Below are 16582 nucleotides of genomic sequence, written 5' to 3'. Positions count from 1 at the left end.
CTAAGCCGACATTCTATTTAGAAGCACCCCGGCGGACGTATGGACGAGAGCGATCTCTCTTGGATCATACGCCCGCTTGCTGGACAGCTGTGTTCCAGCTGACCTGGGTGCTTCTATTTTTTTTGTTATCATTGGACGGATTTACAGGTTTTCTTGTATGATGGGATCAAGATAACCGTTATAGGAGGTATGATTGATATGGATTGCTTGTTCTGCAAAATAGTCAATGGAGATATTCCTTCCAAAAAAGTTCTAGAGAATGATAAGGTACTCGTGTTTCATGATATACAACCTGCTGCACCGGTTCATGTCCTCGTCATTCCGAAGAAACATATCGCTTCTATGAATGATGTTCAGGGAGAAGATTATGAACTGATCGGTGAGATTCATAAAGCAGCACAAGAGGCTGCTGCTGAACTGGGTATTGCAGAAAGTGGATATCGTCTGATCAACAACTGTGGACGTGACGGTGAACAGACTGTTCATCATTTACACTATCATGTGCTGGGTGGGGCGCGTCTAGGTGCATTAACAGGCATTTCAAACTCGCACGCCTAATTATAATAGAGCTAAGAGGAACGGTAAGATTAGAAAGATATTATCTTTTAACTCTAAAAAAATACACTCAAGGTTGACACCATATTTCAGTTTGCCCTATAATGAAGAATGATGAACCGTGTTATTGCTCTTGGACGGTCTGGTCGGAGGGAGGGAAAACTGGTGTCTGAAACGAAAGTTCGCAAAAACGAGACAATTGATGCTGCACTTCGTCGCTTCAAACGTTCCATTGCTAAAGATGGTGTCTTGGCAGAAGTGAAGAAACGCAAGCATTATGAAAAGCCAAGCGTAAAGCGCAAGAAAAAGTCCGAGGCTGCTCGTAAGAGAAAGTTTTAGGAGGAAATGAACTAGCATGAATCTTAGCGAACGATTGAACGAAGATATGAAGCAAGCGATGAAGAGTAAGGACAAGTTCAAACTCTCCAACATTCGAATGGTTCGTTCGACGATTAAAAATCTTGAAATAGATTTGAAAAGAAGTTTGGATGACAGCGAAGTGCTTGATATTATTGGTCGTGAAATCAAACAGCGCAAAGATGCCCTCCAAGATTTTGAAAAAGCAGGTCGTGAAGATCTTGCCGCCGATGCGAAAGCAGAAATTGAATTTCTTAGCGCCTACCTCCCGGAACAGCTTTCTGAAGAAGAAATTAAAGTCATTGTAAAGCAGACCATCCAGGAAACCGGTGCTTCTTCAAAAGCCGAAATGGGTAAAGTAATGAGCGCTCTCATGCCGAAAGTTAAAGGGCGTGCAGACGGAAAGCTTGTCAACCAAGTTGTTCAACAATTTCTGTAACAACATAAGCGAAACATCCCTTGATTTTTTCAAGGGGTGTTTTTTTCGTTGGTGCAACATTTTTGAAACGAAATGTAAAGTTATTCGTAGTAACTACCATAAGATGGGGAGTTTATACATAAGTTAATCCCGAGGCCATTCGCATGGTTTGCCCTATCGATATATGCGAATTACTGGCATAATATGTCGTAAAGGAGGGGAAGAGTTGAAGATAAGAGGAACATGGCTGGGTAGAGTGTGGGCATGCGTAGGAATGCTAGTTTTTATTCTGATGTCTGCTGGGATGTATGTAAGTCCAGGCAATACTGCTGCGGCGGCTAACATCGGTTCGGTTTATGTGATTCCTGTAGAGCACCAGATAGAACGTGGATTGACCAGCTTTATGAAGCGCGGATTCGCAGAGGCTGAGAAGATGGAAGCAGGTTTAATAGTCCTGGAGATTAATACACCTGGTGGCCGAGTGGATCAAGCTGATGAGATTGGTAACTTAATTAAGAATACTAAGATTCCAACCGTAGCCTTTATTCGCGGGGATGCTGCTTCAGCCGGAAGCTTTATTGCGCTTAATGCAGATAAGATTGTGATGGCTGAAGGTAGTATGATTGGTGCAGCGTCCATGGTCGATGGCATGGGTAATCCCGTAGAAGACCCTAAGATGATTGCTTGGTGGAAGAGTAAGATGGCAAGTGCTGCGGAGTCGAAGGGTCGCCAGAAGGAGATTGCTCAGGGCATGACAGACCTCAAGATGAAGGTAGAGATGCCTGAGATCGGTAAGACGAAAGAGGCTGGCGAGATTATAGCCTTATCACCAGATGAAGCTTTAAAGGTTGGTTATGCTGATAAGATTGCGAATAGCACCAATGAAGTCATTGAGTGGATGGGTTACTCTACGAATGATGTGTTCCACATGGAACGTACCTTTTCGGAGAAGTTAGCAACATTTTTGACAAGTCCTGGTGTGATGACCTTACTGCTCTTTATTGGTATTGCGGGAGTTATCATTGAAGTGATTGTTCCAGGCTTTGGTGTTCCGGGCATACTAGGGATTGCGGCCTTTGTTTTATATTTCTTCGGTAACTCGGTTGCTGGATTTGCCGGATCAGAGACATGGCTGCTCTTCATTATTGGTATTGCGATGCTCCTTATGGAGTTGTTTGTTCCGAGTTTTGGCATCTTAGGTATTATTGGATCCGCAAGCTTGATTGTTGGAGTTGTGCGTGCAGCATATAGTACATCGCATGTGGCGCTATCACTAGGTATTGCGGCCGCTTGTGCTCTTGTAGCTATTATTGTTGTGGCAGTTGTGTTTAAGGAGCGAGGGATCTGGAATAAATTTATCTTGCAGGAGAGTCTAACGAAAGAGCAAGGTTATATTCCGATTGAGGACCGTGATATTCTGATTGGTGTTGTTGGTACAAGTGTTACACCACTTCGGCCTTCGGGGACAGCAGAGTTTGAGGGGCGTCGGTTTGACGTGGTGACCGTAGGAGGTTTTATAGATCCAGGTCGTGCTGTGCGTGTGTTAAAGACGGACGGAACCCGAATTGTTGTTGAGGAAGTAGAAGTGTAAGTGTTCGGAAGTGGTTGCGTTACTTGCTTTCTTTGGTAAGATAAACCTAACCAAATAATCTGATATGGAGATGATGTATATGACAGAAGGTTTGATTCCAATTTTACTGATTGCGGTCGTGGCGATCATCGTACTGAGCGTGTTTTTCAGTTTCTTCCCACTGATGCTCTGGATCTCTGCACTCGCATCGGGTGTGCGCATTGGTATTATTACACTGGTTGCTATGAGACTACGGCGCGTTACACCAAGTCGTATCGTGAATCCACTTATTAAAGCGACAAAAGCTGGTCTTGGCTTGAATATTAACCAACTGGAAAGTCACTACTTAGCGGGTGGTAATGTGGACCGCGTCGTAAACGCATTGATTGCTGCACAACGTGCGAATATTCCACTTGAGTTCGAACGGGCTGCTGCAATCGACCTAGCTGGCCGTGACGTGCTTCAAGCGGTACAGATGAGTGTTAACCCGCGTGTGATCGAAACGCCGGTTGTAGCCGCTGTAGCGAAGGATGGTATTGAGGTGAAGGTTAAGGCTCGAGTTACAGTACGTGCAAATATCGATCGTCTCGTCGGTGGTGCGGGTGAAGAGACAATTATTGCTCGTGTTGGGGAAGGGATTGTTACTACGGTCGGTTCGGCTGGTTCCCATAAAGATGTGTTAGAGAATCCAGATCTGATTTCGAGAACGGTATTATCAAAAGGACTGGATGCTGGTACTGCGTTTGAAATTCTGTCGATCGATATTGCGGACGTGGATGTAGGTAAGAATATCGGTGCATACTTGCAAACAGAGCAAGCGGAAGCGGATAAGCGGATCGCTCAAGCGAAAGCGGAGGAGCGCCGTGCGATGGCGGTTGCCCAAGAGCAAGAGATGAAGGCTCGTGTCGTAGAGATGAGAGCGCGCGTTGTAGAATCCGAATCTCAGGTACCACTCGCTATGGCAGAAGCGCTTAGCAATGGCAAGCTTGGTGTGATGGATTATATGAACCTTAAGAATATCGAGGCTGATACCCAAATGAGAGGATCCCTCGGTAAGATGGGCGAAAGTACAGATGGCCCAGACACTCCGAAGAACAATAAATAGAGATGAGGCGAGCCACTGATGCAATGGATTCTTGATAATATTTACATCGTGGCGGGTATCGCTTTCTTTATCCTCTCTGCACTTGGGAAAATGGGCAAAGGCAGCGGTGAAAGTAAACCTAGTCAGATGCCTACCTTTGGAGGAGGAGACGATTCGACCAGAAGAGGGCCACGGCAAGCCAAGACAGAGCAATCTGGTCAGCAGCTCCGTCGTGTCCACCCCCGTCCTGGTACAACCGCCTCAGCGGACAGTGTAGGAAATCGATCATATGAGAATACCGATGACAAGCAAACCAGAGGGGTTAATCCGTATGCTCAAGAAAAGGAGATCTATTACGAACCTTCAAGTGATATGGAGAGCCGAATGGATCTGTTCTCAGATGTAGATGATCCTCATGAGGAACGAGACAGTATGGAGAAGCGTAAGCGCAATATGCAAGCAGAATTGGATCAGATCCATAAGCATTTAGATCGTATGACTTCTCACATACCTGAAACGATTCTAGAAGTAACGGACACTGATGTTGCCACGAAAAAACAACAATCAATGTTTGCTAAACAAGCTCTGAACGGTGTCATCTGGGCTGAAATTTTGGGACCACCCCGTTCTAAGAAACCGATGGGCCGCAAGTAGTTAGGGAAACCGTATCCGTCTTTTGATGGATGCGGTTTTTTTGGTTTCTGGATTTGATGCTTGGTGAGCTGATGGAAATGAATCAACGGGTAGAAGAGCTTTTCAACTTGCATAAAAAGGGCTTCTCGCTCATAAGGTGTACAGTACAGGAAGGGGGAAGGCCTTCATATGTCCCGCATCAGCCGCAAGCTGCAGAAATGGACTCAAGAAATGCTCGATTTGCCACAGGATTTGCTGTTTGACTTGCCGCGGTTGACCCTGATTGGCAATAAAGAGCTTCATATTGAAAATCATCGAGGCGTCCGTCATTTTTCGGCGGAGAAGCTTATACTGTCCCTTGCTCAGGGCTCTATGGAAATATCGGGTTCTGACCTCTCCATTCGAGCTATTCAAAGTAGTGAAGTGACCATTGAAGGGACGATCAATCATATTAATTACATAGGGACGGGGGAGAAACCTTGAACATTCCGACAATGATATCTATTCGTGGTTATTTGAAGCTTACGGTTCGTGGGGAGCATGTAGAAGCATTCATTAATGCATTGGCGGAAACAGGAACCCCAATATGGGATGTTAGACCAACGGGGGAACATTCGGCAGAGTTCAAACTGCTGCTGAATGATTTCAAAGGGCTGCGCCCTTTGTTGAAGCGGACAGGCTGCAGAACGCGTATTCAGGAACGGCACGGCTTGCCGTTCCGTGCTTTGCGTTTGTTGAAACGTAAAATGTTCGTGGGTGGAATCGTAGCTTTTTTTGCGATATTGCTCGCCTTATCTTCGATGGTATGGAACGTAAGTGTGGAAGGCAATGAAAAAGTTGCATCAGAGGATGTGCTCGAAGCCGCTAAACAGGAGGGGTTGTATCCTTACCAATGGATATTTCGACTTAAATCACTGGACAAGCTCTCTACCAACTTAGCAACTCGGCTACCGGAAACCGCTTGGGTGGGGGTGGAAAGGAACGGTACTAGCATTCGAATTCAGATTGTAGAGGCTTCTGTGCCGAAGAAACCAGAACTGCTTAGTCCGAGACATCTCGTAAGTACGAGTGATGCTGTAATTACCCACATATATGCTGAGAAGGGCGTTCCGAGAGTTCAGATCAATAACCGAGTGAAGAAGGGGCAGGTGCTTATCTCAGGCATATTAGGAGATGAGGAGAATGCGCAGAATGTAGTTGCTAAGGGAGAGGTAAAGGGGCTTGTGTGGCATGAATACCAGATTGAGGTCCCCTTAGTTAAAATACGAAAAATCTATACGGGGGATTCCTCTAAGAAATCTTACCTCGTGCTTGGTAATCGTGCTGTCCAGTTGTGGGGATACGGGGAGGTTCCGTTTGAGAAACATGAGACATTAACTTTATATGATCCGCTTACTTGGCGCTCAAGAGTACTTCCCTTTGGTTGGATGACGGAGAAGGTATTGGAGGTCAATGAAACAAAAACAACTGTAACTGAGGAAGAAGCTAAGAAAGAAGGATTAGATAGCGCTTTTAGAGATATTTTGGCTAAATATGGCCCAGATAGCAGACTAGTAAGCCAAAAAATTTTGCATGATAAGAAAGAGAATGGTAAAGTTTATATGAAAGTACTTTTTGAGGTGGAAGAGACGATCTCGAAAGAACTTCCCATAGTATACAATCAAGGAGAATGAGGCTATTTGTCACAGCAAACGACCAGCATTCAGATTTTTTTGCAAAGCGCGTCTGAAGGACTTTCCTTATTCGGGCCGCAGGATACTTTTTTAAAGATTATTGAATCGGAAATTCCCGCGAGAATTGACTCAAGAGAAGCGATTATTACCATCTCAGGAGAGCAGCGTCATGTGGATAGTCTGCAGCAGCTGTTTGATGTTCTGCTTCAGCTTGTCCGTAATGGATATATCCTGACCGAAAGAGATGTCCTTTATGCGGTTGATCTGGCAAAAGACTTGCGTGCTGATCAGTTGCTTGATCTGTATAAGGGAGAAATTACGACAACATTTCGGGGTAAGCCGATCCGTGTGAAAACAATCGGACAGAAGCATTACGTCACAACCATTAAGAAAAGGGATATCGTGTTCGGAATTGGCCCAGCAGGTACGGGTAAAACTTATCTGGCTGTCGTTCTGGCTGTAGCAGCTCTTAAAGAAGGTACAGCTAAACGAATTATTCTCACTCGGCCAGCTGTTGAGGCTGGAGAGAGCCTAGGCTTCCTTCCAGGCGATCTTCAAGAGAAAGTAGACCCATACTTAAGGCCGCTATATGATGCGCTCTATGACGTCATGGGGCCCGACCAAGTAGCGAAGGCGCTAGAACGAGGATTGATTGAGATTGCGCCGCTTGCTTATATGCGGGGACGGACACTTGATGATTCATTTATTATTTTGGATGAAGCGCAGAATACAACACCTGAGCAAATGAAGATGTTTTTGACTAGGCTCGGTTTTGGCTCGAAAATGGTTATTACGGGAGATGTAACACAAATTGACCTGCCAAGAGGAAAGAAATCGGGATTGGTGGAAGCCAAAACCGTACTGAATCAGATTGAGGATATCGGATTCGTCTTTTTCGCAGAACAGGATGTTGTACGGCACTCTTTAGTACAAAAAATCATCGTCGCATATGATAAAGCAGCAGAAAACCAAGATTAAAGGGGATTGTCGCTATGGCCTCCAAAGAACCATCGACGGACAAGTCCATATCTGTTAAGAATAACGGTTGGAAATATAGCGTGGCGACACGCTATATTCTATTTTTATTGCTTGCCCTAATGTTCTACATTAGCTTTTCGATGAACTTGCTTCCAGAACGATATGATATTCAGGTCGGTACACGAAGTGAAAAGAGTATCATGGCTCCTTTGCAGATTGAGGACAATAAGGCGACCCTTAAGGCTCAAGAAGAAGCGGCTGAGCGGGTACAGCCCATTTATACATATGTCCCTTTGCGTAACGACTTACTAGTAACTCAGTTATTCGAACGGATTGATCGATTGAATCAAGATGAAGTGTCTGTTCAAGATAAGATCGATATATACCGTAAGGAAATTCCACAACGTGCGCAAGATTTCGTGAACAATTTCATTACTAGCAATAGAGGGACGGAGACGTATCCCCCTGAACTATTTGATGAAATGAAAAAGGTGATTGAACAACAAGCTTACCGTATACCGGAAGAGACGTTCATTAAAATTCCGAGACTTGCTCCTGAAGATATCAACCAGATGAAATCCGTAGCAAGGGAAATCGTATCTCGTTTGATGAATGAAATCGTTGATGCACAGACAGCGAGAGCGAAGGTTGCGGAGCTTGTTAGTGCGAGCTCGCTTAATGATCGTACCTCCAGAGAGGTCGTGCAGGAGCTTGTGCGGTTCTCGATAACTGCGAACAAGTTCTATAACGAGGTGGCCACTAAGGAAGCCAAGGTGGAAGCTCGGGAGAATACCCAGCCTGTATTCATTAAGCAGGGGGATGTGCTCGTTCAGAAAGGGCAACTGATCACACCTGAGTTGTACGAACTTCTTGGCAAGAATGGCCTATTGAAAGATGAGATCAATTATTGGCCTGAGCTTGGTCTTTTCTTATTCTCTATGCTGCTTTCCTTAGGTATATTGATGTTTATTCGCCAGTCTGATATGAATATATTCAAATATAACAATTCCCAAATTCTTATGCTTGTATTGATTTATGCGATTACGCTGATCTCCATGCATTTAGCAGGGATTTTGCAGAGTGAAGATCGCGCTTATGTAGGATATTTAGCACCCGTGGCAATTGGGGTCATCTTAGTAACTTTGCTGCTCGATATCCATTTAGCATATTTCAGTGCTATCATTTTCAGCATTATGGCAAGTGTTATTCTGAATGTGAATAAGGGTGAAATGTTTGATTTTCATTTTGGATTTTTTGCTGTAGTAACGTCTTGCGTAGCCATCTTCTCGATTCATCGCGCCAGTCAACGCTCCACTTTGCTAAAGGGCGGGATCATGGTCTCTTTGTTTGGAGCAATGTCGGTCCTGATTATGCTGCTCATTAATGACTCATCCTGGACGAGAGCGGAGTCCTTATATGCGTTAGCTTTTGCAATCGCAGGAGGGTTATTAACTGCTGTATTAGTGATCGGGTTGATGCCGTTTTTTGAAGTCACATTTGGCATTCTTTCAGCGCTTAAGCTTGTGGAGCTATCGAATCCAAATCATCCGCTACTGAGAAAGTTGCTTACAGAAACACCAGGGACTTATCATCACAGTGTTATGGTTGGGAATCTGTCAGAGGCAGCTGCTGAAGCCATTGGTGCGGATGGATTATTATGCCGAGTAGGTTCTTATTATCATGATATTGGTAAGACCAAGCGTCCCATCTATTTCATCGAAAATCAGAATAACATGGAGAATCCACACGATTCGATTGATCCTAAATTAAGTAAGTCCATCATTGTCGCTCACGCACGAGACGGTGTGGAAATGCAAAAGGATTATAAGCTTCCAAAACCGATCCGTGATATTGCAGAGCAGCATCATGGAACAACATTTTTACATTTCTTTTATCACAAGGCACTTCGTCAAGCCGAGGAGCAGGGCGTTGAGCCCGATTTTACGGAAGCTGATTTCCGTTATCCAGGTCCGAAGGCGCAATCTAAGGAAGCCGCTGTTGTGGGCATTGCAGATAGTGTAGAGGCAGCTGTTCGTTCACTTCGCAAGCCAACGGTGGAACAAGTAGAGTCCATGATTGAGAAGATTATTAAGAGCCGCTTGGATGACCATCAGTTTAACGAATGTGATCTGACGATGAAAGAGCTCGATATTATTGCTAGGACACTGAAGGAAACGGTTATGGGGATTTTCCACTCCAGGATCGAGTACCCTGAAGAGATAAAGAAGGGAAAACCGGATAGTTTACCAGAACAGAAGACAACGGTGACCCCTGATAAACAGGAATCTAAAGAAGAAGACCAAAAAAGGAGCGTTTGAGAATGAGTCTGCAGCTAGTATGGAACAATGAACAAGAGGAATTTGTCATTTCGGACAATTTGATCTCTCTTCTCGAGCGCATTCTCCAGCAAGCTGGAACAATTGAAGGCGTTATGGACGGAGAAGTGGACCTTACTTTTGTGGATGATGTACAAATTCACGAATTAAATAAGGAATACAGAGGAATTGATCGACCGACCGACGTTCTATCTTTTGCGATGCATGAAACGACGGATGAAGAGCTTCAAATTATATATGAACTTGATGAAGGCGATGAAGCCGGTAATGTTCCTGATGTACTGGGGGATATTATTATTTCTGTTCCGCGTGCAAAGCTGCAAAGTGAAGAATATGGACATTCACTGGAACGTGAGCTTGGTTTCCTATTCGTCCATGGCTTCCTTCACCTGCTTGGATATGACCATCAGGATGAGGCAAGCGAAGCCGTTATGATGGGCAAACAGGAAGCTGTACTCGCAGAAGTGGGTTTGACCCGGTAGTGAAACCTGCCAAGTATTCACTGCGTGCGACGTTTACTTTTGCAATCCAAGGCATTATTCACGCCTTTAAAGCCGAAAGAAATATGAAGGTCCATATCGCTGCGGCTGCTATCGTTTTCATAGCAGGCGGACTATTGGGACTTTCACCAATGCGTTGGTTGTTTCTTGCACTTGCTGTAACTTTAGTGATTTCGGCTGAATTAATAAATACAGCGGTGGAAGCTGTAGTTGATCTAGTATCTCCTGACGAACATCCCTTAGCCCGTATTGCCAAGGATACAGCCGCAGGGGCGGTATTTATTACCGCTCTTTTTGCGGTAGTCGTAGGGATTGTGGTATTTTATGAGCCACTGCGGAGTTGGATTGAAACGCATTGATCGTTAATGAAAAGATTCAAATAGATTGTTTTGAAATAAGGTTTCGACCTTGGGATTTGTAATATTGGTCAATCAAAGTTAAAGTACGTAAGTACAACTTAGAAACAATAGCGGAATTATAACGGAGGAATATATGCAGAAAAAAACATTCAAATCGGGTTTTGTAGCGATTATTGGACGTCCAAATGTTGGTAAATCAACACTGATGAATCAGGTGATTGGTCAGAAGATAGCCATTATGTCGGATAAGCCACAAACGACCCGGAATAAAATCCACGGCGTTTACACAACAAACGATTCACAAGTTGTATTCTTAGATACCCCGGGAATTCATAAACGCCAGTCTAAACTTGGAGACTATATGAATCAAACCGCACTTGGAACATTAGGTGAGGTAGAAGCTGTTCTGTTCTTAATTGATGCATCCGAAGGCTTTGGGGGCGGTGATCGATTTATTGCTGAACAATTGAAGCAGATTCGTACCCCGGTCATTTTGGTTATGAACAAGATTGACAAAATTGAGCCTCAGGCTTTATTACCGTTAATTGAGGAATACCGTAAGCTTCATGATTTTGCAGAAATCGTCCCGATTTCGGCGAGACTTGGGAACAACGTAAATACATTACTGGATCAGATTCAGAAGTATTTGCCAGCGGGTCCACAGTACTATCCTGAGGATCAGGTAACGGATCATCCCGAGCAGTTTGTGTGCGCTGAGTTGATTCGTGAGAAAATTCTTCATATGACGAGAGAAGAAGTTCCTCACTCCATCGCGGTTACCATTGAGGACATGAAGGTAGAAGAGAACGGGACAGTTCATATATCCGCTGTTATTTTTGTGGAGCGTGATTCTCAAAAAGGGATCATTATCGGTAAACAAGGCTCGATGCTGAAGGAAGTTGGAAGACAAGCACGCCAAGATATTCAGCGATTGCTTGGATCCAAGATATTTCTTGAATTGTGGGTAAAAGTTAAAAAAGACTGGCGTAACCAAGAACGCGTTCTTCGGGATCTCGGTTTCCACCGTGGACAATAACAAAATCCCTCCCATGTGATCATTGCTTGAGATACAGAATGTAGCTCCATTTCGACTCCTGCCAACAATTGCAAATCATAGATCTGATCGCAGGCGCACATCCTATTCTTGTAGATGCAGACGTCATTTCCGAAGAAAGGATGAATACGAATGCGAGATTTTTCGTGGAAGTATTTTGCGATGACTGGAGATGTCGATGCTTATTTGCTGTATAAGGAGTCCCATAGCGCTACGGAACTCGAAAGCATGACCACCTCAGAGGAAGATGCGGTTGAGTATGAAGAGAACGATTGATCTTTGGCTGCTTCAGGAATGGTTGGGGGATAGAGCATGCTATACAGGGCGGAAGGGATTGTCATCCGCAGCATGGACTACGGTGAAGGGAACAAAATCATTACGCTTTGCACCGAAAAATCAGGCAAAGTAGGCGTTCTTGTCCGCGGAGCAAAGAAACTGAAAAGTCGTCATGCTGCTCTGACACAGCCCTTTACTTACGGCGAATATGTTTTTTTTAGAAATGGAACGGGTCTTGGGACATTAAACGCAGGAGAAATCATTGAGTCCCATCATCTGCTTCGTGAGGATCTCCTTAAAGCTGCCTACTCTTCTTATGCTTGTGAACTGCTGGACCGGGTTCTTCAAGATGAAGAAACAGGCGCTTTTTGGTTCCATCAGTTGAAAGCTTGTCTTGAAGCCTTACAGGAAGGTAAAGACCCACAGATTATCATTAATCTATATGAAATGAAGGTACTTCAGACAGCTGGATATGGTCCTGAACTAAACGTCTGCGTCTCTTGTGGTAATGAAAGAACTGACGAGGAGATGCTGGTCAGCCCTAGACTTGGAGGCGTCTTGTGCCGGCGGTGTAAGCATTTAGATCCACCAGCGATGGTAGTGTCACCCAAGACACTGAAACTTCTTCGGTTGTTTGCACGACTTGACTTGAGAAGACTTGGAAATATTGATGTTAAGGAAACTACTAAGGCAGAGCTTAAAACAGTAATGAGAGCACTGATGGATACACAATTAGGATTACGTCTTAAATCACAAAATTTCTTAGATCAAATGGAGAAATACGGTATTTGACGTCTGAACGAAAATTAGGTATCATATGTTAAGTTTCAATTTTCGAATATTGACATGCGTTGAACGGAAAAGTAATGGATTTAAGTCCTATTTTGTGTAGCGAGCCGGTGATGGTGGGAGTCCGGCGATAGGAATCCATGAACATGGCGCCCGGGAGCATGCTGCACGTGATAAAGTGGGTCCTTATGGGGCCAAGTAGGGTGGAACCGCGGGAAGCCACAGCTCTCGTCCCTATGTCTGTACAACAGACGTAGGGCGAGAGCTTTTTGTTGTGCAGAGCGCTGGCGTAAACATTGCATATGAGAGATTAGATGCAGTCAGTATTAAAAACGGTATGAAGGAGCTAAAATCATGAATTTTCAACAAATGATTTTGACGCTGCAGCAATTTTGGGCGGAGCAGAATTGTATTATCGTACAACCGTACGACACGGAAAAAGGCGCAGGTACGATGAATCCAATGACTTACTTGCGATCGATTGGACCGGAGCCGTGGAATGTAGCTTATGTTGAGCCTTCCCGCCGCCCTGCGGATGGACGTTATGGGGAGAACCCCAACCGCTTGTACCAGCATCATCAGTTTCAGGTTATTATCAAACCATCTCCTGATAATATTCAAGAACTTTATCTGGAGAGTCTGAAGCGTCTTGGAATCGATCCACTTGATCATGATATCCGTTTTGTCGAGGACAACTGGGAAGCGCCGACTCTGGGAGCTTGGGGCCTTGGTTGGGAAGTATGGCTTGATGGTATGGAAATTACACAATTTACGTATTTCCAACAGGTCGGAGGTATTGATGCCAATCCGGTTGCTGTCGAGATCACTTATGGTATGGAGCGTCTTGCTTCTTACATTCAAGATAAAGAGAATGTGTTTGATCTGGAGTGGGTTGACGGTATTACATATGGTGATGTATTCCAACAGCCAGAATACGAGCATTCCAAATATACCTTTGAGGTATCGGATGTAAAAATGTTGTTCACTTTGTTTAATATGTATGAGGAAGAAGCAAATAAGGCGATGAGCCAGCACTTGGTGTTCCCTGCTTATGATTATGTTCTGAAGTGTTCACATACATTCAACTTGCTTGATGCACGTGGAGCGATCAGTGTAACAGAAAGAACGGGTTACATTATGCGTGTTCGTAATTTAGCGCGCCAAGTTGCAGCGACATATTTGGAGGAACGTGAAAAGCTTGGATTCCCGCTGATCAAGAAAGGAGGCGCTGACCGTGGCTAAAGATTTATTGTTTGAAATCGGGCTGGAGGAAGTGCCTGCACGATTCCTGCGTGCAGCGATGGAACAGCTTGAAGATAGAACCGTTAAATGGCTGGAAGCTTCCAGAGTTGCATATGGAGAAGTGAAATCATATGCAACCCCACGAAGACTTGCGGTGCTCGTTAAGGATGTAGCGGAAAAGCAGACGGATGTTAGCGAGGAGGTCAAAGGACCTTCACGTAAGATTGCGTTAGACGAGAACGGTAATTGGAGTAAAGCGGCACTTGGTTTTGCACGTAGTCAGGGCGTTGAACCAGATAGCTTTACCTTTAAAGAACTTTCTGGCGTTGAATATATTTATGTCACAAAAAATAGTATCGGCGTTGAAACCTCTGCAATTTTGGCAGAAGGGTTGAACGGAATCCTACATTCCATGACTTTTCCTAAGAACATGAGATGGGGTTCTTATGAATTTAAATTCGTTCGTCCGATCAAATGGATCGTATCTCTGTTTGGATCAGATGTAATTGATATGGAGATTACTGGCGTTAAGTCCGGTAATATAACGTCAGGGCATCGATTCCTGGGAAGTACTGCGGTAATTCCTGAAGCATCAGCTTATGTGGAAGTGCTCAGAGGACAACATGTTATCGTAGATGTTAAAGAACGGAAAGAAATGATTGTTTCTCAGATCAGTGCCTTAGCGCTTGAGAAGGACTGGAATATCGCTGTGAAAGAAGATCTACTAGAAGAGGTGCTCTTCTTGGTGGAAACACCAACCGTATTATACGGCTCATTCGACCCTTCATTCCTTGAAATTCCACAGGATGTACTGATTACTTCTATGCGTGAACATCAGCGTTATTTCCCTGTTTTGAATAAACAAGGTCAGTTGCTTCCGTTTTTCGTAACGGTACGTAGCGGCGACAATCGTTCGCTTGATATTATTGCGAAGGGGAACGAGAAGGTACTTCGTGCCCGCTTGTCCGATGCTAAATTCTTCTATGAAGAGGATCAGAAACTACAAATTAAGGAAGCCCTTTCGAAGCTTGAAAGCATTGTATTTCATGAGGAACTCGGTACGATCGGTGATAAAGTTCGCCGTATCCGCCGCATAGCAGATAGCTTGGCAGCAAAACTTAGTATTCCGGCAGAAGCTGCTGATTCAGTTAGTCGTGCAGCAGATATTTGCAAATTTGATCTTGTTACTCAGATGGTATATGAATTCCCTGAACTCCAAGGTGTAATGGGAGAAGACTATGCACGCAAGGCTGGAGAGAAGGAAAGTGTTGCGAAGGCTGTCTTTGAACATTATCAACCACGATTTGCTGGAGATTCCGTACCATCTACAAATGTAGGTTCAATTATTAGTATCGCTGATAAAATCGATACGATTGTTGGCTGCTTCTCGATTGGAATTATACCTACAGGATCACAGGATCCGTATGCGCTGCGTCGTCAAGCACAAGGGATTGTACAGATTATTCTTGAGCACAAGCTTCCAGTTTCATTGTCAGATGTATTTGGAGTCGCACTCTCCGTTCATGAAGATATGAGTGTGCTGAAGCGTTCAGGATCAGAAATCAGTAAAGATCTATATGAGTTCTTCAGTCTACGGGTGAAGAAACTTCTGTCCGAAGAGCAAAGATACGATGTTGTTGATGCTGTTATCTCAGCTGGATTTGACCATGTTGTATCTGTTATGTCACGGGGACAGGCATTAATGAGTGCTGTCAGCGAAGCGGAAGACTTCAAGACCATTGTTGAGTCATTTAACCGGGTGAGTAATTTGGCTGCTAAGGCGGGTAAGGTTGCAGTTAATCCGAGTCTATTTACAGAGGAAGAAGAAAGCAAGCTTCATGAGGCATGGCTCGCGATTCGTCAACCTTATGAAATAGCTATGAAGGATTCTGAAGGTAAGCTTGCACTCACACTTCTTAGTGGGCTGAAAGAACCAATCACTGGTTTCTTTGATTCAGTAATGGTTATGGCTGAGGATGAAGCGGTCAAAGCGAATCGTTTAGCACTGTTGTCTGGTATTGATAGTGACTTGAAGCAGTTTGCAGATTTTACAAAGTTGGTGTGGTAAATCAGAACCAATTCATACACAACTGAAGATATTATTTAATAGACGAAAGCGGGGCCTTTTCTAGGGGAGGTGGCCGCTTTCGTTATTCCATGGAACGGTTGGAAAAAAGAGGATTATCATTTGAACATCTAAGAAGAAGGATTTTAATCACCCTAAGACGTATATAATATATAGATATCATTAATTTGAAATACGGAGATGCCTATGACGTCCATACGTTCTTTACAGATTGTTGTTGATGGCGATGCTTGTCCTGTTAAGAAAGAGATTGCAGAGACAGCAAGGGCATTTGGAGTTCCGGTTCTGCTCGTATCTTCATACGATCACTTTCTCCGTGAAGAAGAAGGCGTACGAACGATTCAGGTGGATCGAAGTGATCAAAGTGCTGATTTGTATATTGCTAATCACATTGTGCGTGGTGATATTGTCATTACACAGGATTATGGACTCGCTGCACTAGCGTTATCGAAATCTTGCCATGTGCTTTCCAATCGTGGTCGTATTTTTAGTGATCAAGATATTGATTTTTTGCTTGATTCAAGACATCATCAGGCCAAAGCGAGGAAAGCTGGGCATTACGGTAAAGGTCCTAAGAAAATGGTCGAAGAGGACCGGATAATTTTTCAACATAAACTGACAAAACTTTTGCAAAAATTGCAGGAGAACGTTAGTTCATAGCGAATACTATTT

Annotated in this window: 18 protein-coding genes; all 18 read left to right on the top strand. The window is 44.1% G+C overall.

Annotation, left to right across the window (positions count from 1 at the left end):
- Positions 1-198 precede the first annotated feature (198 nt).
- Positions 199-558 (top strand): histidine triad nucleotide-binding protein, encoded by a 360-nt coding sequence (locus AC3WJJ_RS07445; RefSeq protein ID WP_492539272.1) that lies wholly within the window; start codon positions 199-201, stop codon positions 556-558.
- 162 nt (positions 559-720) lie between these two features.
- Positions 721-894 carry a 30S ribosomal protein S21 gene (gene rpsU / locus AC3WJJ_RS07440; protein ID WP_005547957.1) on the top strand — a complete coding sequence of 58 codons (174 nt, stop codon included), beginning with the start codon at positions 721-723 and terminating at the stop codon, positions 892-894.
- Between the two features lie 16 nt (positions 895-910).
- Positions 911-1351: a GatB/YqeY domain-containing protein gene (locus AC3WJJ_RS07435; protein WP_422660323.1), complete on the top strand. Its 441-nt coding sequence runs from the start codon at positions 911-913 to the stop codon at positions 1349-1351.
- Positions 1352-1604: 253 nt separating this feature from the next.
- Entirely contained in the window at positions 1605-2921 is a 1317-nt protein-coding gene (locus tag AC3WJJ_RS07430; protein ID WP_492539629.1) for an NfeD family protein, read from the top strand.
- Between the two features lie 79 nt (positions 2922-3000).
- On the top strand, positions 3001-4005 hold the full coding sequence (gene floA, locus AC3WJJ_RS07425) for a flotillin-like protein FloA (RefSeq protein WP_492539270.1): 1005 nt from the start codon (positions 3001-3003) through the stop codon (positions 4003-4005).
- Between the two features lie 18 nt (positions 4006-4023).
- Positions 4024-4638 (top strand): YqfB family membrane protein, encoded by a 615-nt coding sequence (locus tag AC3WJJ_RS07420; protein ID WP_492539268.1) that lies wholly within the window; start codon positions 4024-4026, stop codon positions 4636-4638.
- 168 nt (positions 4639-4806) lie between these two features.
- The gene (yqfC, locus tag AC3WJJ_RS07415; protein ID WP_492539267.1) at positions 4807-5100 is read left to right on the top strand and encodes a sporulation protein YqfC; all 294 of its coding nucleotides are present in this window, start codon (positions 4807-4809) and stop codon (positions 5098-5100) included.
- A complete protein-coding gene (gene yqfD, locus AC3WJJ_RS07410; RefSeq protein ID WP_492539265.1) occupies positions 5097-6290 on the top strand; it encodes a sporulation protein YqfD in 1194 nt (397 codons plus the stop codon). The genes yqfC and yqfD overlap by 4 nt, the downstream gene beginning before the upstream one ends.
- 6 nt (positions 6291-6296) lie before the next feature.
- The gene (locus AC3WJJ_RS07405) at positions 6297-7268 is read left to right on the top strand and encodes a PhoH family protein (protein WP_492539264.1); all 972 of its coding nucleotides are present in this window, start codon (positions 6297-6299) and stop codon (positions 7266-7268) included.
- A gap of 14 nt (positions 7269-7282) precedes the next feature.
- Entirely contained in the window at positions 7283-9586 is a 2304-nt protein-coding gene (locus tag AC3WJJ_RS07400) for an HD family phosphohydrolase (RefSeq protein ID WP_492539262.1), read from the top strand.
- 2 nt (positions 9587-9588) lie between these two features.
- Positions 9589-10086, top strand: a complete 498-nt coding sequence (gene ybeY, locus AC3WJJ_RS07395) for an rRNA maturation RNase YbeY (RefSeq protein WP_492539260.1) — start codon at positions 9589-9591, stop codon at positions 10084-10086.
- On the top strand, positions 10086-10463 hold the full coding sequence (locus AC3WJJ_RS07390) for a diacylglycerol kinase family protein (protein ID WP_492539258.1): 378 nt from the start codon (positions 10086-10088) through the stop codon (positions 10461-10463). The genes ybeY and AC3WJJ_RS07390 overlap by 1 nt, the downstream gene beginning before the upstream one ends.
- A 133-nt stretch (positions 10464-10596) precedes the next feature.
- Positions 10597-11499 carry a GTPase Era gene (gene era / locus AC3WJJ_RS07385; RefSeq protein ID WP_422660332.1) on the top strand — a complete coding sequence of 301 codons (903 nt, stop codon included), beginning with the start codon at positions 10597-10599 and terminating at the stop codon, positions 11497-11499.
- Between the two features lie 150 nt (positions 11500-11649).
- Positions 11650-11793, top strand: coding sequence for a YqzL family protein (locus AC3WJJ_RS07380; protein ID WP_492539256.1), 144 nt, complete (start codon positions 11650-11652; stop codon positions 11791-11793).
- A 36-nt stretch (positions 11794-11829) separates the two neighbouring features.
- Positions 11830-12585 carry a DNA repair protein RecO gene (gene recO, locus AC3WJJ_RS07375; RefSeq protein WP_422660334.1) on the top strand — a complete coding sequence of 252 codons (756 nt, stop codon included), beginning with the start codon at positions 11830-11832 and terminating at the stop codon, positions 12583-12585.
- A gap of 351 nt (positions 12586-12936) precedes the next feature.
- Positions 12937-13824, top strand: coding sequence for a glycine--tRNA ligase subunit alpha (glyQ, locus tag AC3WJJ_RS07370; RefSeq protein WP_422660335.1), 888 nt, complete (start codon positions 12937-12939; stop codon positions 13822-13824).
- Positions 13817-15892: a glycine--tRNA ligase subunit beta gene (glyS, locus tag AC3WJJ_RS07365; protein ID WP_492539254.1), complete on the top strand. Its 2076-nt coding sequence runs from the start codon at positions 13817-13819 to the stop codon at positions 15890-15892. The genes glyQ and glyS overlap by 8 nt, the downstream gene beginning before the upstream one ends.
- A 204-nt stretch (positions 15893-16096) precedes the next feature.
- The gene (locus AC3WJJ_RS07360; protein WP_422660337.1) at positions 16097-16570 is read left to right on the top strand and encodes a YaiI/YqxD family protein; all 474 of its coding nucleotides are present in this window, start codon (positions 16097-16099) and stop codon (positions 16568-16570) included.
- The last annotated feature ends 12 nt before the right edge of the window (positions 16571-16582 follow it).

It is taken from the genome of Paenibacillus sp. FW507-14B1B (assembly GCF_058781425.1).
The sequence above is the reverse complement of the archived record's forward strand: the minus strand, read 5'-3'. Positions and strand labels throughout refer to the sequence as shown.